The organism is Luteimonas sp. TWI662 (assembly GCF_039673825.1).
In the GTDB taxonomy this organism is placed as follows: domain Bacteria; phylum Pseudomonadota; class Gammaproteobacteria; order Xanthomonadales; family Xanthomonadaceae; genus Luteimonas.
On record NZ_JBDJMI010000001.1, the window covers coordinates 83716 to 104732 of the forward strand.

The window sequence follows — 21017 nt, forward strand, 5'->3', positions numbered from 1 at the left end:
GTTCTGCGGAGCGGAGGACAGCCGGCAAGCCTACCCCAGCGCCCCGGCGTCCGCCACGCAGGCCGCAGCGCCACCGGGCCGCTGCTAGACTGACCTGATGTCTAGGACATCATCGCGCTCCCGATCCCGTGCCCTGCGCCTGCCCGCGATCCTGCTGGCGTTCGTGCTGCTGGTGGGTGCCGCCACCGCGGCGATCGTCGGCGTGCGCGGCCTGGAGCGCGCGAACGGGTCGCTCGAACACAGCTACCTGGTGATCAACCTGCTGGTCGCCTCGGAGGCGGCGCTGCACGAAGCCGAGTCCAAGGCGCGCGGCTATCGCCTGACCGGCCGCGAGAGCTTCCGTCCCGAGTACGGCGACGCGGTGGCGCGCGCCAGCCAATCCAGTCGCCGGCTGATCGAGCTGACAGCCGACAATCCGTCGCAGCAGGCGCTGGCGCGCACCTTCGACGCCGACATGCAGCGTCACTTGAGCACGATGGAAATCCTGCTCGACCCGGTGCAGATGGCCGCTCTGCCCGACCAAGAACGCCAACGGCGGATCAGCGACAACGTGCGCCGCGCCACCGCGATGTCGGCATTGCGCCAGCAGATCATGGATGAGGAAAGCCGGCTGCTGGCCGAACGCCAGGTCACCAGCCAGCAGCGGGCGACCTTGCTGGTGGTGTTCATCGTGCTGGCGTTCGTCGTCGCGCTGGGTCTGCTGGTCTTCATGCAGTGGAGCCTGTGGCGCGAAAATCAGCGCAACCGCCTGCTCGAGCGCGACGCGCGCAACGCAATGCGCGACCTGCACGCGCTGTCGGAACAGCGGCACACCCAGAGCGAGTACGCGGGCATGCTGCAGAGCTGCCAGAGCCGCGAGGAGATCGTCGCGCTGACCACGCGCGCGGTCGTCGAGCTGGTGCCCGGCGCCAGCGGGCGTTGCTACCTGGCGCGCCCGTCGCAGAACTTCCTCGAAAGCGCCGCCACCTTCGGCGAGCATCCGATCAGCCACGAGGACACCGTCACCCAGGACGAGTGCTGGGCCCTGCGCCGCGGCCAGCCGCACTACCTGCGCGGCCGCAGCGGCGGGCTGCGCTGCGCGCACATCGATCGGGACGTGCCGCTGGACGGCGTGTCGACCTTGTGCGTGCCGCTGATCGCGCAGGGCCAGTCGCTGGGCATGCTGCACGTCAGCGCGGCGAGCGATGCGTCGAGCGGCGACAACGACGCCGCGATCCTGGCCTCGCTGTCGGAGCAGATGGCATTGGCGCTGGCCAACCTGCAATTGCGCGAGACCCTGCGCACGCAGTCGCTGCGCGATCCGTTGACTTCGCTGTTCAATCGCCGCTATCTCGAAGTGAGCCTGGCGCGCGAGCTCCAGCGCTGCGAGCGCCGCAACCTGCCGCTGTCGCTGATGATGCTCGACGTCGACCACTTCAAGCGCTTCAACGACACCCACGGCCATGCCGCGGGCGACGCCGTGCTCAGCCAGGTCGGCCGGCTGATCCAGGCCGGCGTGCGGACCGAGGACATCGCCTGCCGATACGGCGGCGAAGAGTTCACGGTGGTGCTGCCCGAACTCGACGCGGCGAATGCGCGCGTACGCGCCGAGCAGATCCGCCGCGCGGTCGAGATCTCCAGCCTGCAGCACATGGGGCAGACCCTCGGCCCGGTGACACTGTCGATCGGCATCGCGACCTTCCCCGCCAACGGCACCACGCCCGAACTGCTGCTGCAGGTCGCCGATGCGACCCTGTATCGCGCCAAGGCCGAAGGCCGCAACCGCGTGCTGCACGCCTCGCAGACCGACTGAAGCTGCGGCACAGGCCGCACGATCGTGCTTCAATCCGGCTTCCTGTCCCGGCCGTCCGGAGCCCGCCGCATGTCCAGCCGCTTCCGCCTCACCGCACCGTCCCCGGTGCTCGCCCTGCTCGCCGTCGCCCTGCTCGCACCGGCCGCGCAGGCCCAGGACCGGACTGCGCTGCAGTGCGAGCGCCTGTTCGATGCGCGCAGCGGGCGCGTGCTCGGCGCGCATACGATCGTGGTCGCCGACGGCCGGATCGAATCGGTCACCGCCGGTCATGCGGCCTCGGCGGAGCCGGCACGCACGATCGCGCTCGCTGGACGCACCTGCATGCCCGGCTGGACCGACCTGCACGTGCACCTGGGCTCGCAGTCCGGCCCGCAGAGCTATTCGGAAGGCTTCCGCCTCGATCCGGTCGATTTCGCCTACCGCTCGGTCGGCTACGCGGAAAAGACCCTGCTCGCCGGCTTCACCACGGTGCGCGATCTCGGCGGCGAAGTCGCGCCGCATCTGCGCGATGCGATCGAACAGGGCCTGGTACGCGGCCCGCGGATCTTCGCGGCCGGCAAGTCGATCGCCACCACCGGCGGCCATGCCGATCCCAGCAACGGCTACAACTCGATGCTCTCGCACCTGCTCGGCCCGCCGGGACCGACCGAAGGCGTGATCAACTCCATCGACGACGCCCGCCAGGCCGTGCGCCAGCGCTACAAGGACGGCAGCGACGTGATCAAGATCACCGCCACCGGCGGCGTGCTCAGCTACGCCCGGTCCGGCGATGCGCCGCAGTTCACCGTCGACGAAGTGCAGGCGGTGGTCGACACCGCCAAGGACTACGGCTATCGCGTCGCCGCGCATGCCCACGGCACCGAGGGCATGAAGCGCGCGGTGCTGGCCGGCGTGACCAGCATCGAACACGGCACCCACATGGACGAGGAGGTCATGCGACTGATGAAGCAGCGCGGCACCTGGTACGTGCCGACCATCTACGCCGGGCGCTTCGTCGCCGACAAAGCGCGCGAACCGGGCTACTTTCCCGAGGTCGTACGCCCGAAGGCGGCGACGATCGGTGCGCAGATCCAGGACACCGCAGCGCGCGCCTACCGCGCCGGGGTTCCGATCGCGTTCGGCACCGACCAGGGCGTGGGCCCGCACGGCGACAACGCGCGCGAGTTCGTCTATATGGTCGAGGCCGGCATCCCGGCGGCGTACGCGCTGCAGTCGGCGACGCTGCATGCGGCCACGGTGCTGGGCGTCGACGACCAGGGCCTCGTCGAAGCCGGGCGGCGCGCCGACATCATCGCGATGCCCGGCGACCCGGTCGCCGACATCAATGCGGTGCTGGCGGTCGACTTCGTGATGAAGGCCGGCCGCGTGTACCGCACGCCGGACGCATCGGTAACGCGCGACTGAGTCAGCCGGCCCGGCGCGGCAACCGCCACGCCAGCCAGGCCGTCCAGCCGCACCAGGCCAGCAGCAGCACGCGGTCGGCCGCACCGGCGGCCGCGACCGCCGGCAACGCCAGCGCGACCATGACCGCGAGCGTGGCCAGCAGCGAGACCAGCCGCACACCCGGCACGACGACGACGGCCAGGCCCGCGCCGGCGCCGAAGGCCAGCGCCCACAGCATCCACGCGCTCGCATGCGCCCGGCTGCCGCCACCGTCGAGGTCGCCGGCATCGAGCGGCAGCGCGCCCTGCAGCGCGAACAGCACCGCCGCGAGCAGCCACAGACGCAATGCGATGCCGACGGCCAGGCCCGCGTCCGGCCACCAGCGCGCGCGCGCGCGCCACGCCACCGCGGCCAGGGCGAGGCCGGGCAGCACGAACGCGAGCAGATTGAACACACCCGCATGCGGCAGCCCGTGCGCGCCTGGCAACGCCAGCGGCAAACCGGGCGCCAGGCCCACGAAGCGCGCGAAGCCGAGCATCGCCAGCCAGGTCGCGGCATGCGCCACGAGCACCGCCCCCAGCGATCGCCATCGCACCGATCTCACCATCCGCCCCACTCCGGCCTTGTCCGGCCCGGATGATAGGCCCCGGCACGCCACCGCGCCGCTGTCGACCAGGGTCACGACAGGCTGCACTCGAGGTCGCGCTTGTATCCTGCGCAACCGTCGCCACCTCTAGTCGGGCCGCTCCGGCGGCTCCCCGATCGCAACCGGAAAACCGCATGCTCCTCAACGGCCAAGCCCCCACTCCCGAACGCTCGCCTCATATCGTCGATGTCACCACCGAGACCTTCGAGTCGGCGGTGCTGCAGGCCTCGCTCGAAGTGCCGGTCCTGGTGGACTTCTGGGCGGAATGGTGCGGCCCGTGCAAGACCCTGGGTCCGGTGCTCGAAAAGCTGGCAGCCGAGTACAACGGCGCCTTCATCCTGGCCAAGGTCGACGTCGACAAGGAATCGCAGATCGCCGCGGCATTCCAGATCCGCTCGGTGCCCACGGTCTTCCTGATCGCCGGGGGGCAGCCAGTGGACGGCTTTCCGGGCGCGCTGCCCGAAGGCCAGTTGCGCGAGTTCCTCCAGCGGCACGGCATCGTGCCGGCCGAGGGCGACGCCGCGTCGCCCGAGGAGGCCGCCCTGCTCGATCCGCAAGCCGAAGTCGCGCGCCTGCGCGAGGCAGTGGCCGCCGAGCCCGACAAGGCGGAGCTGCGGCTCGACCTGGCGCTGGCGCTGCTGCAGACCGGCGCCGCACAGCAAGCCGAAGGCCTGCTCGACGGGCTGCCGGCCAATCTCGCCACCGACGATCGCGCCGTGAAGGCCCGGGCACGTCTGGAGTTTGCCGCGCTGCTGGTCGACGCGCCGCCCGCCGATGCCTTGCAGGCGGCGATCGAACGCGATCCTGCGGACCTGCGCGCCCGCCATCTGCTGGGCGTGCGCCAGATCGTCGCTGGCGATGCGCAAGACGGCCTGGAGCAGTTCATCGAGATGCTGCGCCGCGACCGCAGCTTCGAGGACGGCCTGCCGCGCAAGGCGCTGATCGACGCATTCCGCATCGTCGACGACGCCGAACTCGTCGGCCGTTACCGCAGGAAGATGGCCTCGCTGCTGTTCTGACAGCGCGACGCCGCGACGCCCGCATCGGTCCGCCCCGGTGCGGGCGCCGCGCAAACATACAGGTGCGTATGGTAGTGTCCGAACGTCCTGGCCACGTCCCTCGTCCATGTCGCCGCGCCTCGCCCGCCTGCTGTTCAATCTCTGGCCGCCATTCCTGTTCACCGGGATCCGCGTCACCGCGCTGACGCCCGGGCTTTCGCATGCCCGGGTCGAGCTGCGCCGGCACTGGTACAACCGAAATTACGTCGGCACCCACTTCGGCGGCAGCCTGTTCGCGATGACCGACCCGTTCTGGATGCTGATGACGCTGCACGCGCTCGGCGACGACTACGTGGTCTGGGACAAGGCCGCCGAGATCGAATTCATCCGTCCCGGGCGCGGCACCGTGCACGCCACCTTCGATCTGGATGCGGCGACGGTCGAGGCGATCCGCGTGGCGACCGCGCACGGCGACAAGCATCTGCGCTGGTTCACCACCGACGTCGTCGACGCTGCGGGCGAACCGGTCGCCCGCGTACGCAAGCAGATCTATGTGCGCCGCAAACGCGACCGCGGCAGCGCCCCCGCACCTGCCTGATCCGCGCACGCCACGCCCCAACCCATCGACCGCTCGGTATGCTGTAGCGCCACGGGGAAGACGCATGTCGCAGACCACAAGCGGATACGAGTCGCCTGCGCTGCCGCAGATCGCGGGCTATCGCCTGCTGCGCGTCATCGGCCACGGCGGCATGGCGACGGTGTACCTGGGCACGCAACTGTCGCTGGGACGCGATGTCGCCATCAAGGTCATGCGTCCCGAGACGCTGGCCGATGAGGTCAGCCGACGCCGGTTCGAGAACGAGACGCGGACGATCGCGCGCCTGGAGCATCCCAACATCGTCGGCATCCACGACGTCGGTCGCACCGCCGACGGGCTGCCCTGGTACGCGATGCCCCACCTGCCGCATGGACACCTGGGCCAGCGCGACTTGCGCGGCGACCAGGCCCGGGTCCGCACGGTCCTGCACGCCCTGCTGTCGGCGCTGGCCTATGCGCATGCGCGCGGGGTGATCCACCGCGACGTCAAGGCCGAGAACGTGCTGTTCGACGAAACCGATCGGCCGCTGCTGGCGGACTTCGGCATCGCACTGCGCCGCGGCTACGGCACCCGGATGACGATGGTCGGGCTGGCGGTGGGCAGCACCGCATACATGGCGCCCGAGCAGGCCCGCGGGCAGCAGGTCGACTTCCGCGCCGACCTCTACAGCGTCGGCGTGCTGGCCTGGGAAATGCTCACCGGCGCACTGCCGTTCGAGGGCGAGGACGCGCTGTCGATGGCGCTGGCGCACGTGCAGAACCCGGTGCCGCGCCTGCCGCCCGAGCTGCGCCACTGGCAGCGGTTCCTGGACCAGGCGCTGGCGAAGTCGCCCAAGCGGCGGTTCGCCGATGCCGGACAGATGTTGCGGGCGCTCGGGCAGGTGCCCCAGCGCGATGGCGAGGCACGGATCACCGGGCAGATCCGCCGGATCGGCCGCGGCGGGCGCCGCCTGTTGCCGTGGCTGGCGCTGCCGGTCGTGCTGCTGGCCGGCGTCGGCGTCTGGCGCGCCTGGGAGCGTCCCTCGGCCACCGCCGCGACTGCCGACGAGGCGGCGCCGGCCGCATCGAGCGCGAGCGCGCCGCCGGTCGCGGACCAGGCAGCCGCCAACGGCGACGCCGATGCCGATCTCGCACCGCAGGCCGATCCCGACGCGACGGCGGCCGCCGCCGGCATCGAAGCCTCGCAGGCCGCGCCGGTGTCGGAGGCCGACCGCCACCTCACCGCCGCCGAGCGCCTACTGCGGGCCGGACGGCTGGCGGCGCCGCACGACGACAACGCGCTCGAGCGCCTGCGCCGCGCGCGCGCAGCCGATGCCCAGCACTTGGGGCTGCCGTCGCTGACCGCGCGCGTCTTCGCCGCGGTCGGCAGCCGCGCCGGGACGCTGATCGCCAGCGGCGACGACGACGCGGCCACCGAACTGCTGCAGGCCGCACGCGCACATGCCGGCAGTGCCGAGGAGGTCGCGGCGCTGCAACCGGTGCGCGCGCAAGTCGCCGATGCGATCGAGGCGCGCGTCGCCGACGCCGTGACCGCGGTCGATCGCGACGACGCGATCGCCAGCCTGGCCGCCGCCGACGCCATCGGGCTCGACACCGCGACGAAGGCGCGCCTGCGCCGCGAGGCCCAGGCCATTCCCGACCTCAACGCGCTCGCGGCCAAGATCCCCGGAGGCGCTCGGGTGGTGCGCAGTGGCGACACGAGCTTCGCGATCGCCAACGCGCCGGTCAGCCGCGGCGATTACGCGGCCTTCGTCGCCGCGACCGGGCGCAAGTCGGCGCCGTGCCGCGCGCGCGGCTCGGTGCTGCGTGCGCTGGCGCCGCGCGACTGGGAGTCGCCGGGCTTCGACCAGGGGCCGAACGATCCGGTGGTGTGCGTGTCCTGGCACGACGCACTCGACTACGCACGCTGGCGCAGCGAACGCGAGGGTCGCAGCATCGTGGTGGCCTCCACCGCACAAGGCGCCGCGGCGCCTGCGTCCGCCGAGGGACCGGCGGAGTGGCGCAGCGACTGCGCGGCCGCATGCAAGGATCGCATCGCCGCCGGGCGCAGCCGGCGCGACGCGCTCGACAGCCGCGCCCTCGACCCGCGGCGCGGCTACGACGACGTCGGCTTCCGGCTGGTGCATCTGCCATGACTTCCCGGGCATGATGACGCCCCCCTTTCGCTTTGCGGATCTTTCATGAGTGCCCACTCCCTGGGCGGGCGCCTGCAGCGCCTGTTCCTCACCGGCCTGTTGACGCTGCTGCCGATCTGGCTGACCTGGATCGTCGTCAAGTTCGTCTTCGTGCTGTTGTCGGACATCAGCACCCCCTGGGTGGTGCCCCTGGCGCACGGCATCTCCGCCGCGTTCCCGGCCCTGAGATGGATCAACGTCGCCTCGGTGCAGGCGACGGTCGCGATGATCGCGACGATCGTGCTGATCCTCGCCGTCGGCTGGCTGACGCGCCGGGTCATCGGGCAGCGCATGCTCGGCTGGCTCGACGCACTGGTGCGCCGCATTCCGTTGGCCAACATCATCTACTCGAGCGCACGCAAGCTGCTCGACATCCTGCAGACCAAGCCTGACGGCACCCAGCGCGTGGTGCTGATCGATTTCCCGCACAGCCAGATGAAATCGGTCGGCTTCGTGACCCGGGTGATCCGCGAACAGGGCACCGGCCGCGAGCTCGCGGCGGTCTACGTGCCGACCACGCCCAACCCGACCTCGGGCTATCTGGAGATCGTGCCGCTGGACAAGGTCACGCCGACCGACTGGACCGTCGATCAGGCGATGAGCTTCATCATCTCCGGTGGCGCGGTCGCGCCCGACACCATTCCTTTCGAGCCGCCGCCCACGGCGGCGCCCCCCCGCTGAGTCCCGTGCCGACACGTCGCCCCCACCAGCGCATGCAACCCGCAGGTGCGCGCGTGCGCGACGATGCCGCCGCCCGCGCAGCGCCGCGTGGCCAGACGATCCGCACGCTGTCCTCGCTGATGCTCGGCATGCTGGCCGCCACGACGGTCGCGCTGGGTTTCGAGTTCCTCGGCAAGCGGCTGTTCCCGCTGCCGGCCGGTGCGCTGCCTACCGATGCCGGACCGACCGATCTGTTCGCGATCGCCCCGACCGGCATGTTGCTGCTGGTCGCGCTCGGCTGGCTGGCCGGGGCCTTGTGCGGCGGCTGGGTCGCCGCCCGCATCGCGCGCCGACGGCCGATGCGCATGGCACTGACGGTCGGCGCGCTGATCCTGATCGCCGTGCTGCTCAACGCCTGGCTGTTGCCGCAGCCGGTGTGGATGACCCTGCTCGACGCGATCGGCGCATTGCCCCTGGCCTGGTGCGGCGGGCGCTTGGCCGGCGCCGCACCGCGCCGTTGAACGACGCCGGCACATGCCGGCGCCCACGCCTCAAGGCGCGTCGTCCGCCTTGAACGCACCGAACGCCGTCAGTTGCCCGGCGACCGCGGCGTCGCCGACGACCACGATGCTCTGGCGCGCGGGATCGAAGAACGCGCGCGCGACCGCCTGCACCTCGGACGCCGTCACCGCGTTGGCCTGCTCGACGTAGCGGCTGAGGTAATCGGCCGGCCGGCCCAGTAGCCAGTTGGACGCCAGCGCCGAGGCCACCGCCCCCTGCAACTGGTTCTGGAACAGGTAGGTGCCGGCGGTGAAGCGCTTGGCGCGCTGCAACTCATCCTCCGGCACGGGCCGGGCGCGCATCCGCTCGAACTCGGCCAGGAACTCGCCGATCGCCGCACCGGTGACCTCGTTGCGCACGTCGGCCTGGGCCTGGAACGCCCCGCCCCGTGCGCGCAGGCCGAAGCTGCTGCCGGCGCCGTAGGTATAGCCTTTGTCCTCGCGCAGATTGCGCATCAGGCGGCTGTCGAAACCGCCACCGAGGATGGTGTTGGCGAGCGCGGCGGGGATCGCCCGCGCGTCGTCGGCTGCGAACGCCGGACGGCCGATCCGCACTGCCGACTGCACACTGCCGGCGCGCGGCACCAGGACGAATTGTGGCCGGCCGGTCTCCGCGGGCGCGGGCACCTCGGCGATGGCATCGCCGCGGCCCGCCCAGTCGCCGAACGCGTCACGCGCGAGCGCCAGTGCCGCGTCGTCCGACAGCGGGCCGGCGATCACCAACAACGCCTGCTCGGGCCGGAAGCGCGCGGCATGCGCGGCCTGCAGGGCCGCGACGTCGGTGGCGGCAATGCTGGCCTCGGTCGGCAGCGTGTTGCCGTAAGGGTGGTCACCAAACAGCACGCGCCCCATCGCACGGTTGGCCTGGTAGGCCGGCTGCGCCTGCATCGCCTTGAGGCTCTGCAGCGCGTTGGTCTTGGCCAGTTGCACTTCGCTGGCCGGGAACGCAGGGTGGCGCACCACGTCGGCGAACAGTGCCGCCAGTGGCTGCGCCGACGACGACAGACCGGAAGCGGCGATGACGAGCCCGTCGCTGCTCGCACTGGCCGAGATCGACGCCCCCAGACGTTCGAGCGTCTCGGCGATCTGCACCGAGGTGCGCGTCGCGGTCCCTTCCTGCAGCAGGCCGGCGAGCAGGTTCGACATGCCCGGCAGCGCAGTCGGGTCGCTTGCCAGACCGCCGCGCACGGCCAGCACGTAGTCGACCTTCGGCAGGCCGCCCGCGCGCGGCACGATCCAGACCGTCAGGCCATTGTCGAGCCGGCGCTCGACCAGCCCCAGTTCGGGCAGCGGCCGGTCGGCGCCGTAGGCCGGCAGGTCGGCGGGCAACGCGGTCGGCGGCGCCTCGGCCGGTGGCGCACCGGGTGCGGGAGGCTGCGCCTGCGCGGCGGCCGCCATCAGGCAGGCGCCGAGCGCCAGAACGAGTGGACGCACTGCGCGTGCACGGCGATACGGGATGTCCATGGCGGTCTCCTCAGTCCTGCCCGGGGATGGCGGGGGCCGGTGCGGCCGGCGGGGCGATCCCGCGCGCCGGCGCCATCGCGGCCGGCACGCGGTCGATGACAGTGCGGTTGTCGTCGGTCAGGTAGGTCCTGGCGACGCGCTGCACGTCGGCCACGGTCACCGACCGCACCCAGCCGGGCACTGCGTTGAGCGTTTTCGCATCGCCCCACAGCAACTGCGCCTTGGCCAGTTCGTCGGCACGCGAAATGAAGGGCTCCAGGCCGTCGACGTAATCGGCCAGCAGCTTGGTCTTGGCCGCGGCCAGCGTCTGCGCCGGCACGCCCTCGGTCACGATCCGCGCGATCTCCTCGTCCATCGCGGCGAGCACGGCGTCGGGCGAGACATCGGGCTTGTAAAGCGCGAACAGTGTCATCAACGTCGGGCCGTCGTAGTCCCAGGCGTGCCCCAGCGGCCAGCCCACTCCGCCGTCGATGTTGAGCAGTTGTTCGCGCCCCTTGACCAACCCCTGGTACAGCCGCGACGCGTCGCCGCCGGCGAGCACCTGCGCCAGTACCGCCATCGGCGCCTGGTCGGCATGGCCGCGCGGCGGCATCTTCCAGCCCACCGCCAGCGCGGGCACCTGCGCCAGCGCATCGCTCTGCGCTTCACGCCTTTCGCGGGTGTTCAGTGGCTCGGACACGTCCGGCCGCGCGGGCGTCGCACGTGCGGGGATGTCGCCGAAGTACTGTTCGACCAGCGCGAACGCCTCGTCCGGTGCGATGTCGCCGACGATGCCCACCACCGCGTTGTTGGGCCCGTAGTAATCGCGATGGAAGGCCTCGACATCGGCCAGCGTCGCACCCTCGAGATCCTTGAAGCTGCCGTAACCATCGTGCGCGTTGGCCCACTTGTCGAACGCCAAACGGTTGATGTCGAACACGAAGAACAGCCCATAGGGCTGGTTCTGCACATTGACGCGGATCTCTTCCTTGACCACGTCCTGCTGGTTCTTCAGGTTCTGCGCGGAGAAGTCGAGCGTCTTCATCCGATCCGCTTCCAGCCACAGAATCGGCGCGAGCGCCGACACCGGCGCGGTCTCGATGTAGTTGGTGTAGTCGGGCCGCGTCGAGCCGTTGAGCCGGCCACCGCCGCCCTGGATCACGCGGTCGAACACGCCCTTGGGGGCGATCGGCGTGCCCTGGAACATCAAGTGCTCGAACAGATGCGCAAAGCCCGTCCGGTCCTCGGGCTCGAGCCGCATGCCCACGTGGTAGACCACGCTGACGCCGACGGTGGGCGAGCTGCGGTCCTGCGACACCACGACGGTCAGCCCGTTGTCCAGGCGCCGGGTCTCGATCGGCAGTTGCCAGTCGGCGGTCTGCGCGGCCGCCGGCGCGGCCAACATCGCGAGCAGCACGCATGCACCGCCCAGTCCTGCGAGTCGTCTCATGTCGATCCCCTTGCCGCCCCGCTCCCGGGGGCGCGAATCCCGACTATAGGCCGCATCGCCGGCGTCGCGGTGTGCCGCAGGTCATGCCACGGCCTGCACGCGCCGCTCACACTTGCCGTCCGTCGGCACGCGATGGCGCCCGATCGTCGGCTGCAGGACACCGGGGCGGCGTTCGCCCCGCGCAACCGTGCTCACGTGCTGTCCCGACATGCCGGCTTTGCCGCTGGCCGCCGATGCAGTCACCCGCAACGCCGATTGTTCGGGCCAGACCGCAGTGTGGACTGAGGCCGGATGCCGCTGCAGGACCAGGGCCTGCCGATGTTCGAGCCGCGACCCAACGCGCCACTCAACCGCGCCCTGCAACGCTGGGCGAGGTGGCGCCCGGCGACGCCGCCTGCGTCAGCGCGGCGCGTCGGCGTCGGGATCGTCGAGCCCGACGTTGCTGCTCGCCGCCTCGAAGACCTCGCGATCGAGCAGGCCAGTCTCGCGCGCGACCAGCACCGGCACCAGCATCTGCCCGGTGACGTTGGTCATCGTGCGCATCATGTCCAGGATCCGGTCGATCGCCAGCAACAGGCCCAGGCCTTCGAGCGGCAGACCGGCCGCCGACAGCACCACCGTCGCCATCACCACTGCCGTGCCCGGCACGCCGGCGGTGCCGAAGCTGCCGAGCACCGAGGCCAGCAGGATCGCCGCGTACTGCGCGAAACTCAGCTCGATGCCGAAATACTGCGCGATGAATACCGAGGCCAGCGTCGGATAGATCGCGCCGCAGCCGTCCATCTTGATCGTCGCACCCAGCGGCACCGCGAACGCGGCGTAGTCGCGGTTTACGCCCAGGTTGTGGGTGACCGCACGCAGCGCGACCGGCATCGCCGCCAGGCTCGACGAACTGACGAACGCGACCTGCATGCCGGGCGCGGCGCCGCGGAAGAACTTCAGCGGATTGAGTCCATGCACCAGCAGCAGGCCGCTGTAGACGATGACGATGTGCGCGGCGCACGCGACATACAGCGCGATCACGAAGCTGCCCAACGGCAGCAGCTTCTCGAAGCCGTAGGTGCCCACGAGGGCGGCGATCAGGCCGAAGGTGCCGAGCGGGGTCATCTCGAGCACGAAGCGCGTGACCTGGATCATCGCATCCGACGCCTGGCCGACCAGCGTGCGCAGCGCCGCCACGCGCTCGCCGAGCTTGACCAGTGCAAAGCCGAGCAGGCCGGCGAAGAAGATGACCTGCAGGATCCGTCCTTCCGACAGCGCCGCGAACGGGTTGGTCGGCACCACACTCAGCAGCACCTCGACCGGGGTCGGCACCTCGCGCGGGGTGTAGTCGGCGGCCACGGTCAGCGAGCCCGGCTCCACGCCGAGCCCGGGATTGATGGTGTAGGCGACAGCGAAGCCGACGCCCACCGCGAGCACCGCGGTCGCGGCGAACCAGCCGAACGTGCGCCCGCCGAGCGCAGCGATCGACTGCTGCCCGTGCAAGGCGGCGACCGCATTGATGACCGCGAAGAACACCAGCGGCACCGCGATCATCCGGATCAGGTTGACGTACAGCGTGCCCAGTGGCTGCAGCCAGGTGCCGGCTGCCGGCCCGAGCAGCCAGCCCGCCAGCGCGCCGAGCACGAAGGCACCGAGCACGCGCTGCCAGAACGGAATCCTGAACCACCACGCCACTGCGTTCATTGCGGCCTGCCCGAAACGTCGAACTGCGACGATACGTGAGCGCATGGGGGTTGGCGATGCCCCTGCCGCGACGCCAGCGTCCCATCAGTGCAACGCCCGGCCGTCTCTACTGCCACCGAGCGCGCGGATGCAACTACTGGCGGGCGACGACAGTCAGCCCGGTGTAACTGCCGCTCAACTGCAGGTCATACGTGCCCGCCTGGGGCGCGGTGATGCGGATCGTTTCGATATTGCTGCCCGCACGCGCCGAGCGGAACGCGTCGTCGGTCGACGTTGGCGGTGCGCCATAGCGCGCGAGCAGGGTGACGTTGCCGGGGCCGGCCAGCGTCATCAGCGTCAACGTGCGACCGGCCTGCGCCTCGAAGCGGAAGCGCGCCCTCGCCGTTGGAGGCCAGGCCGGTGACGTCGGCGCCATTGAACAGTTGGGTGCCGAGTGCGCAGGTCTCGGTGGCCGGATCGGCAGGCGTGGGGGAGTCGCCTCGCCGGCGCCCCGATGGTAGCGCGTCGCGCGACCGACACGAGCCTGCCATGCGGGGCGGGCATAATGGAGGCGCATCTTTTCGTTTCCGGGCCGACTCTCCATGCGCGTTCTCTCCGCGGGCCTCGCCTGCACCCTGACCCTGCTCTGCGCCGCCTGCGCCTCCATCGACACCCCCGCGCCGCCCCAGGCCGGCACTGCACTGCACGTCGACGTCCCCGTCGCCGCCCGCCCCGCCGACGAGACCGCGCAATGGTGGTACCGCAGTGGCGCCGCGCGCGCCGCAGGCAATGGCGCGATGGCCGGGAACGCGAAGAACGTCATCGTCTTCCTCGGCGACGGCATGAGCCTGACCACGGTCGCCGCGGCCCGCATTCTCGAAGGCCAGCGCAACGGCGGCACTGGCGAGGAACACCAGTTGAGCTGGGAGCACTTCCCGCACACCGGGTTGAGCAAGACCTACAACACCGATTCGCAGACGCCCGACTCGGCCGGCACGATGACCGCGGTCGCCACCGGTGTGAAGTCGCACATGGGCGCGATCGGCGTCTCGGCCGGCGACCGCACCGACTGCGCCGACAGCCAGGGCCGGCACCTGCAGTCGTGGCTGCGCCTGGCCGCCGAGGCCGGCCTTGCGACCGGCATCGTGACGACCGCGCGGCTGACCCACGCCACCCCCGCCGCGACCTACGCCCACGTCCCGGACCGCAACTGGGAAAGCGATGTCGACATGCCCGAGGCCGCACGCGCGGCCGGCTGCCGCGACATCGCCAGCCAGTTCGTCGACGCGGTACGCGATGGCTACGGCCCGCGCGTCGCCCTGGGCGGTGGCGCCCGGCCGTTCCTGCCCGATGCGGAGGTGATGCCCGGCATCCGCGGCCAACGCCGCGACGGACGCAACCTCGTCGAAGAGTGGCAGGCGGCCCGGCCCGATGGCGCATTCGTCTGGACCACGCGGCAGTTGCAAGCGGCGCGTGCATCGTCGTCGGTGCTGGGGCTGTTCGGCCTCAGCCACATGGACTACGAGCACGACCGCGATACCGGTCCTGATGGCCAGCCCGACCTGGAAACGATGACGCGCTTCGCGATCGACGCCCTCTCGCGCGACGGCAAGGGCTACGTGCTGCTGGTCGAGGGCGGCCGCATCGATCACGCCAACCACGCCGGCAACGCGTTCCGCGCCCTGGACGAGACCGTCTCGATGTCGCGCGCGGTGCAGGCGGCCGTCGATCTGACCTCCGCCGACGACACGCTGATCCTGGTCACCGCCGACCACTCGCACACGCTGAACTTCGTCGGCTATCCGGCGCGCGGCAATCCGATCCTGGGCAAGGTCCGCGGCCGTACCGGCGAAGAGGGCGACCCCACCGCCTATGCGCTCGATGCCACCGGCCTGCCCTACACCACGCTGTCCTATGCCAACGGCCCGGGCTACACCGGCGCCAGCGACCAGCAACCGGCCGGCCCCAAGACCCACCCCCACGCACCCCGCAGCGTCGAGCCGGCGCACGGACGTCCGGACCTGCGCGCGGTCGACACCGAGCACCCGGACTACATGCAGGAGGCGCTGGTGCCGATGAAGAGCGAGTCGCATGGCGGCGACGACGTCGGTATCTGGGCGCGCGGTCCGGGCAGCGACGCGGTGCGCGGCACGATGGAGCAGAACGCGATCTACCACATCATCGTGCAGGCCACGCCAGCCTTGCGTACCAAGCTGTGTGCAGATGGCCACTGCAACGCCGACGGCGTGCCGGTCGAGCTGCCGAGGCCGGCGCCGGCGCGCACGCACTGACGCACGTGCCCGCGGCCGCGCTAAGCTGCGCGGCATCTTCCCCATGACGAACGCGCGCATGAATCGTCTCGACGGCAAGGTCTGCGTGGTCACCGGCGCAGCCAGCGGCATCGGCCGGCGCATCGCCGAGGTCTATGCCGCGGCTGGCGGACGGGTGGTCGTCGCCGACCTGGCGGCCGAGGCCGCCGAGACGGTCGCCGGCCAGATCCGCAGCGCCGGCGGCGATGCCCTGGCGTTGGCGATGAATGTCGCCGACGAGGCGCAGGTCGTGGACGGGATCGCCCGCGCGATCGCGCATTACGGCAGGATCGACGTGCTGGTCGCCAACGCCGGCATCCAGATCGTCAGTCCGATCGTCGACTTCGACTTCACCGACTGGAAACGGCTGCTCGCAATCCATCTCGACGGCGCGTTCCTGACCACCCGCGAATGCCTGCGCGACATGGCCAAGCGCCGCGCAGGCGGCGCGATCATCTACATGGGCTCGGTGCATTCCCACCTCGCCTCCAAGCTCAAGGCCCCCTACGTCACCGCCAAGCACGGGTTGCTCGGCCTGGCCCGCACGGTGGCCAAGGAAGGCGCCGAATACGGCGTGCGCGCGAACGTGGTCTGCCCTGGCTTCGTGCGGACGCCACTGGTGGACAAGCAGATTCCCGAACAGGCACAGGCGCTGGGGCTGAGCGAGGACGAAGTCGTCAGCCAGGTCATGCTCAAGGACACCGTGGACGGCGAATTCACCACGCTCGACGATGTCGCCAACGTCGCGTTGATGCTGGCCGCATTCGAGACCAACGCGCTGACCGGGCAAAGCTTGAACGTCAGTCATGGGTGGTCGATGCAGTAACCGCAGGGCGACTGCGCATCGCTGAATCGAGGCTGGCTCGACGGGTGTTTTACGCCCCGACCTGGGGACAACCCCAGGTCCCGACGATAGGCCCGGCTCTTATCCTGAATGGGATCTCCCTTTCAGGTTCCGCATGAGCATTCAGCCCGCCGCATCGCACGCGCCGTCGTCGCTTCCCGCATCCCCGTCCACCGAGCCCGCGCGCCACACCGTGCAACCGGCCGAGAGCCTGGTTCAGATCGCGAACCAGTACGGTGTTTCGCCGCAGGACCTGCTCAAGGCGAACCCGCAGGTCGTGAACCCGGAGATGATCTATCCCAGCGACGAGCTGGTGATCCCCACGCGCACATCGCACAGCGACAGCCAGGGGGTCTCGATCTCCAACACCGGCGGCATCAGCGCCAATCAGGGCACGCGCACCGACGCCCGCACCACCTACACCAGCGATGCCGGCACCGTGCACCAGTCCACCACGTCGGCCAGCGGCAACGTGAGCGTCAATCCGGAGGCCGGCTCGGTCACCGCGTCGGGCGGCGTGTCCTTCAGCGAGTCGGTGAAATCGGCCAACGGCTATGGCGTGAGCTTCGGCGCCGGTGCGAATGCGTCGGTGACCGGCGGCGTCAACACCGCCGATGGCGTGACCACGTATAAGGCCTCGACCGACGTCTCGGTGTTCCTCAAGGGCGGCGTGAACACGCCGCAGGCCGGCGTCGAGCTCGGCCGGACCGACGGCATCCGCGCCAGCTACCAGGTCGCGATGCCGGCCGATGCCGGTGTCGACCCGCCGTCGGTCAACCCGTTCTCGCCGCGCTCGATGCCGGTGGGGTCCACCGTCACGATGAACGGCTCGGACTACACCACCAACGAATTCAAGGCGACCTTCCGCAATCTCGCCACGCAGACCAAGGTCACCGACGAGACCGGCGTCAGCACGGTGATCGCGCGCACCGGCGAGGACACCGTCCGCGTGACCGCGGGGCCGACCGAGGCGGTCAAGGCCTACAACGGCGTCGGCGTGGAGTTCGGGATCGGCAACGTCATGCTGGGCCGCAACGACAGCCTGTCGGGCGCGACGCTGCGCACCGCCGAGTTCGACCTGTCCACCGAGGCCGGCCAGGCCGCCTACAACGATTTTCTGGCCGCCGGCCGCATGCCCGAGAGCAACGGCGCCGGCATTGCCGACGTCGCCACCATCGAGCGCCTGGACTACAGCTCGCAGACCAATCTCAGCGCCAAGCTCGGGCCGGTGAACCTGTCGCTCGACGGCGCCCGCAATACCGGCAACATGGTCGTGACCACGCGTCCTGACGGCAGCGTCGAACGCAACGTCGACCTGCAGTACGCGGGCAATGTGCCGATGAACGTGACCCAGCGCTGGGACGCGAACGGCAACGAGATCGCCAGTGCGCGCGTCTACAGCTACGACGTCAAGGTCGACCAGAGCAATGTGCAGATGCTCAACGCCGCGTTGAGCGGCGGCCTCGACGGCACGCCGGTGCAGGAAGGCCAGACCGTGAGCCTGAGCTTCAGCGAGCAGCAGATGGCCGCACTGGCCGGCAAGACCGCCACCGCGGTCGGCAACGGTGCGCATATGAGCCTGGGCCACTTGCTGGGCTATCAGAACCGCAACGGCAGCTACCCCACGCCCGAGGCCTGGGACTTCGCACTCTCGCTGGGCCGCAACCTGGGCAACAGCGACTACGGCCTGTCGGAGCGGCTGTTCTCGATCTCCGACGGCAGCACGGCGGGCGGCTTCGGCGACCGCAGCTACGCACGCATCGACGCCGGCGTCACCGCGCACAAGTGAGACAGGACACGCCCCGGTCGGCCACACGCCGACCGGGGCGGTGTGCTTGATCGGGCTTTAGAACGGCTTGGCGATCACCAGATACACCACGCCCACCAGCAACAGCACTGGCACTTCGTTGAACCAGCGCAGCGCACGCGTCGAGGGCAGCGCGCGGCCGCGGCCGGCGCCCTTGAGCCAGCGGCCACCGACGACGAAATGCGCGAACAGCAGCGCCACCAGCAGCAGTTTGGCGTGCATCCAGCCCGCGCCGCCGACCATCGTCGGGAAATCCGGCAGCACCCGATAGCCCAGCCACAGCACCAGGCCCAGCGCGACCGCCAGGCCTGCCATCACGTGGCCGAAGCGATACAGCCGACGCCCCATCAGTACCAGCCGCTCGTGCACGTCGACGCGGCCCTGCGCCTCGACCAGGTTGATCAGGATCCGCGGCAAATAGAACGCAGCGGCGACCCAGGCCATCACGAACACCAGGTGAAACGTCTTGACCCACAGATAGGCTTGCATCGCGCGCTGGCTCCTCTGACTGGCGCATAGGATCGCATGTCGCTCCGCGTCCGTTCGCGCGCGGCACGGCCGCTTAGAATGGCCGCCCCTTTTGTGCCGGCATTTTCGATGGCCAAGCAGTACGACCGTGCCTATTTCGACCGCTGGTATCGCGCCGGCGACATCGGCGGACCGGCGCGCCTGGCGCGCAAGGTCGCGCTCGCGGTCGCGACCGCCGAATACCATCTCGAACGGCCATTGCGCAGCGTGCTCGACATCGGCTGCGGCGAAGGCGCCTGGCGCGCGCCGCTGCTGAAATTGCGCCCCAAGGCGCAGTATCTGGGCTTCGATGCCAGCCGCTACGCCGTCGCTCGTCATGGGCGCAGGCGCAACCTGCACCTCGCGCGCTTCGGCGATTTCGCGATGCTGCGGCCTTGCCCCCCGGTCGATCTGCTGGTGTGCAGCGACGTGATGCATTACCTGGACACGCGCGAACTCGATCGCGGCCTGCCCGGTCTGGCCGAGCTGTGCGGCGGTGTCGCGTTCCTGGAGACGTTCGCCCGTGAGGACGGCGCCGAAGGCGACGAGGACGGCTTTCGGCAGCGGCCTGCCCGCTTCTACCGCACGCGGTTCACCAGCGTGGGATTTCGCCCGCTCGGCTCGCATTGCTGGCTCTCGCCGGCCTTGGCCGACGCCGCCACCGCGCTCGAATTGGCGCCGATGACGGGCTGAATCCGGTCGCAATGCCGCAGGACCGGTTCATGCGGCCTAGAATATGTTGCAACGCACAACCCGCCCCGGATACCCGCCATGCTGTTCTATCAAATGCACGAACTTGGCCGCGCGTGGATGAAGCCATGGACGCTGCTGGCCGACGCCACCGCGCGCGCCTATGCGCCCGGCGGCACCTGGCTGTCGCAGTTGGCGGGTGCCGACCAGGTGGCCGCGGCCAATGAGCTGCTCTACCGGATCGGCAAGGACTACGAAAAACCGGCCTTCGACATCCATTCGGTCGAGCACAACGACCGCACCTATCCGGTCGTGCAGCTCGACGCGCTCGAACTGCCGTTCTGCAAGCTGCTGCGCTTCAAGCGCTACACCGACGACCCGGCGCACCTGGAGGTGATCCGCGCCCAGCCGCGGGTGCTGGTGGTCGCGCCGCTGTCGGGCCACCACGCCACGCTGTTGCGCGATACCGTGCGCACGCTGCTGCGCGACCACAAGGTCTACATCACCGACTGGGTGGACGCGCGGATGGTGCCCACCGAGTCCGGCGGGTTCTCGCTCGACGACTATGTCGCCTACATCGAGACCTTCATCCGCCACATCGGCGCTGAGGACCTGCACGTGATCAGCGTCTGCCAGCCCACCGTGCCGGTGCTCGCGGCGGTGTCGCTGATGGCTGCGCGTGGCGAGCCGACGCCGCGCTCGCTGGTGATGATGGGCGGGCCGATCGACACCCGGCAGTCGCCGACCGCGGTCAACAACCTGGCGACCGAAAAGCCGCTGTCGTGGTTCCAGCACAACGTCATCCACCCGGTGCCGATGAACTATCCGGGGCGCGGGCGTCTGGTCTATCCCGGCTTCCTGCAGCACATGGGCTTCATGGCGATGAATCCCGAGCGGCATCTGGAATCGCACCGCGCGTTCTACGAGAACCTGATCAAGGGCGACCTCGAGGACGCACAGGCGCACCGCCGGTTCTACGACGAGTACAACGCCGTGCTCGACATGCCGGCCGAGTACTACCTCGACACGATCCGCGTGGTGTTCCAGCAGCACCTGCTGCCGCGCGGGCGCTGGGTGGTGGCCGGCGAACCGGTCGACCCGTCGCGGATCACCGACACCGCGCTACTGACGGTCGAAGGTGAACTCGACGACATTTCCGGCGAAGGCCAGACGCGCGCAGCGCACACGCTGTGCACCGGCATCGCCGAGACCGACCGCGCCCACCTCACCGTCGAAGGTGCGGGCCACTACGGCATCTTCAGCGGCCGCCGCTGGCGCAACCAGGTCTACCCGCAGGTCCGCGACTTCATCGCCGCGCACGGCGGCTCGGCCGCGACGCCGCAGCGCACGGCGCCCAAGACACCATCGCCCCCGCGCAAGGGCACGCGCAAGAACGGCTTCGGGCCCCCGCCGCGAAAACCGGGTTCAGAGTGAAAGTTCGCATCCCTAAATTGCACTCTGACCCCGGTTTTGTGTTTGCGGAGCAGGGACG

The 21017-nt window shown here is 70.3% G+C and carries 18 protein-coding genes; 12 read left to right on the forward strand and 6 right to left on the reverse strand.

From position 1 onward, the window contains the following. Positions 1–97 precede the first annotated feature (97 nt). Both ABE488_RS00400 and ABE488_RS00405 read left to right on the forward strand, forming a co-directional pair. Positions 98–1792: a diguanylate cyclase gene (locus tag ABE488_RS00400; protein ID WP_346446586.1), complete on the forward strand. Its 1695-nt coding sequence runs from the start codon at positions 98–100 to the stop codon at positions 1790–1792. Between the two features lie 69 nt (positions 1793–1861). Next, the gene (locus tag ABE488_RS00405) at positions 1862–3196 is read left to right on the forward strand and encodes an amidohydrolase family protein (protein WP_346446588.1); all 1335 of its coding nucleotides are present in this window, start codon (positions 1862–1864) and stop codon (positions 3194–3196) included. 1 nt (position 3197) lies between these two features. Here ABE488_RS00405 and ABE488_RS00410 read toward each other — a convergent pair whose 3' ends face one another. Beyond that, entirely contained in the window at positions 3198–3770 is a 573-nt protein-coding gene (locus tag ABE488_RS00410) for a DUF998 domain-containing protein (RefSeq protein ID WP_346446589.1), read from the reverse strand. A gap of 185 nt (positions 3771–3955) precedes the next feature. Between ABE488_RS00410 and trxA the strand changes: the two genes are divergently transcribed. The 5 genes from trxA (at position 3956) to ABE488_RS00435 (ending at position 8771) form a co-directional block, all read left to right on the forward strand. Continuing rightward, positions 3956–4840: a thioredoxin gene (trxA, locus tag ABE488_RS00415; RefSeq protein ID WP_346446591.1), complete on the forward strand. Its 885-nt coding sequence runs from the start codon at positions 3956–3958 to the stop codon at positions 4838–4840. Positions 4841–4946: 106 nt separating this feature from the next. Next, positions 4947–5417 carry a DUF4442 domain-containing protein gene (locus ABE488_RS00420; RefSeq protein ID WP_346443879.1) on the forward strand — a complete coding sequence of 157 codons (471 nt, stop codon included), beginning with the start codon at positions 4947–4949 and terminating at the stop codon, positions 5415–5417. A 64-nt stretch (positions 5418–5481) separates the two neighbouring features. Next, a complete protein-coding gene (locus ABE488_RS00425) occupies positions 5482–7551 on the forward strand; it encodes a bifunctional serine/threonine-protein kinase/formylglycine-generating enzyme family protein (RefSeq protein ID WP_346446593.1) in 2070 nt (689 codons plus the stop codon). Between the two features lie 45 nt (positions 7552–7596). Next, positions 7597–8271: a DUF502 domain-containing protein gene (locus tag ABE488_RS00430; protein ID WP_346446595.1), complete on the forward strand. Its 675-nt coding sequence runs from the start codon at positions 7597–7599 to the stop codon at positions 8269–8271. Positions 8272–8303: 32 nt separating this feature from the next. Continuing rightward, positions 8304–8771: a hypothetical protein gene (locus ABE488_RS00435; protein ID WP_346446596.1), complete on the forward strand. Its 468-nt coding sequence runs from the start codon at positions 8304–8306 to the stop codon at positions 8769–8771. 30 nt (positions 8772–8801) lie between these two features. Here ABE488_RS00435 and ABE488_RS00440 read toward each other — a convergent pair whose 3' ends face one another. The 4 genes from ABE488_RS00440 to ABE488_RS00455 form a co-directional block, all read right to left on the reverse strand. Then, positions 8802–10274, reverse strand: a complete 1473-nt coding sequence (locus tag ABE488_RS00440; protein WP_346446597.1) for a pitrilysin family protein — start codon at positions 10272–10274, stop codon at positions 8802–8804. Between the two features lie 10 nt (positions 10275–10284). Continuing rightward, a complete protein-coding gene (locus ABE488_RS00445; RefSeq protein WP_346446599.1) occupies positions 10285–11703 on the reverse strand; it encodes a pitrilysin family protein in 1419 nt (472 codons plus the stop codon). A gap of 399 nt (positions 11704–12102) precedes the next feature. Beyond that, a complete protein-coding gene (locus ABE488_RS00450; protein ID WP_346446601.1) occupies positions 12103–13389 on the reverse strand; it encodes a dicarboxylate/amino acid:cation symporter in 1287 nt (428 codons plus the stop codon). A 133-nt stretch (positions 13390–13522) separates the two neighbouring features. Continuing rightward, positions 13523–13804: a PPC domain-containing protein gene (locus tag ABE488_RS00455; RefSeq protein WP_346446602.1), complete on the reverse strand. Its 282-nt coding sequence runs from the start codon at positions 13802–13804 to the stop codon at positions 13523–13525. Positions 13805–13970: 166 nt separating this feature from the next. On the opposite strand from ABE488_RS00455, the gene ABE488_RS00460 reads away from it, so the two are divergent. From ABE488_RS00460 to ABE488_RS00470, 3 genes are all read left to right on the forward strand, one after another. Further along, positions 13971–15659, forward strand: coding sequence for an alkaline phosphatase (locus ABE488_RS00460; protein WP_346446604.1), 1689 nt, complete (start codon positions 13971–13973; stop codon positions 15657–15659). Positions 15660–15717: 58 nt separating this feature from the next. Continuing rightward, a complete protein-coding gene (locus tag ABE488_RS00465; protein ID WP_346443862.1) occupies positions 15718–16503 on the forward strand; it encodes a 3-hydroxybutyrate dehydrogenase in 786 nt (261 codons plus the stop codon). A 133-nt stretch (positions 16504–16636) separates the two neighbouring features. Next, on the forward strand, positions 16637–18310 hold the full coding sequence (locus ABE488_RS00470; RefSeq protein WP_346446606.1) for a LysM peptidoglycan-binding domain-containing protein: 1674 nt from the start codon (positions 16637–16639) through the stop codon (positions 18308–18310). Between the two features lie 57 nt (positions 18311–18367). On the opposite strand, the gene ABE488_RS00475 is transcribed toward ABE488_RS00470, so the two are convergent. Next, positions 18368–18817, reverse strand: a complete 450-nt coding sequence (locus tag ABE488_RS00475; RefSeq protein ID WP_346443858.1) for a CopD family protein — start codon at positions 18815–18817, stop codon at positions 18368–18370. A gap of 108 nt (positions 18818–18925) precedes the next feature. On the opposite strand from ABE488_RS00475, the gene ABE488_RS00480 reads away from it, so the two are divergent. Both ABE488_RS00480 and phaZ read left to right on the forward strand, forming a co-directional pair. Further along, positions 18926–19528, forward strand: coding sequence for a class I SAM-dependent methyltransferase (locus ABE488_RS00480; protein ID WP_346446975.1), 603 nt, complete (start codon positions 18926–18928; stop codon positions 19526–19528). A gap of 81 nt (positions 19529–19609) precedes the next feature. Continuing rightward, on the forward strand, positions 19610–20959 hold the full coding sequence (phaZ, locus tag ABE488_RS00485) for a polyhydroxyalkanoate depolymerase (RefSeq protein WP_346446977.1): 1350 nt from the start codon (positions 19610–19612) through the stop codon (positions 20957–20959). Positions 20960–21017 lie beyond the last annotated feature (58 nt).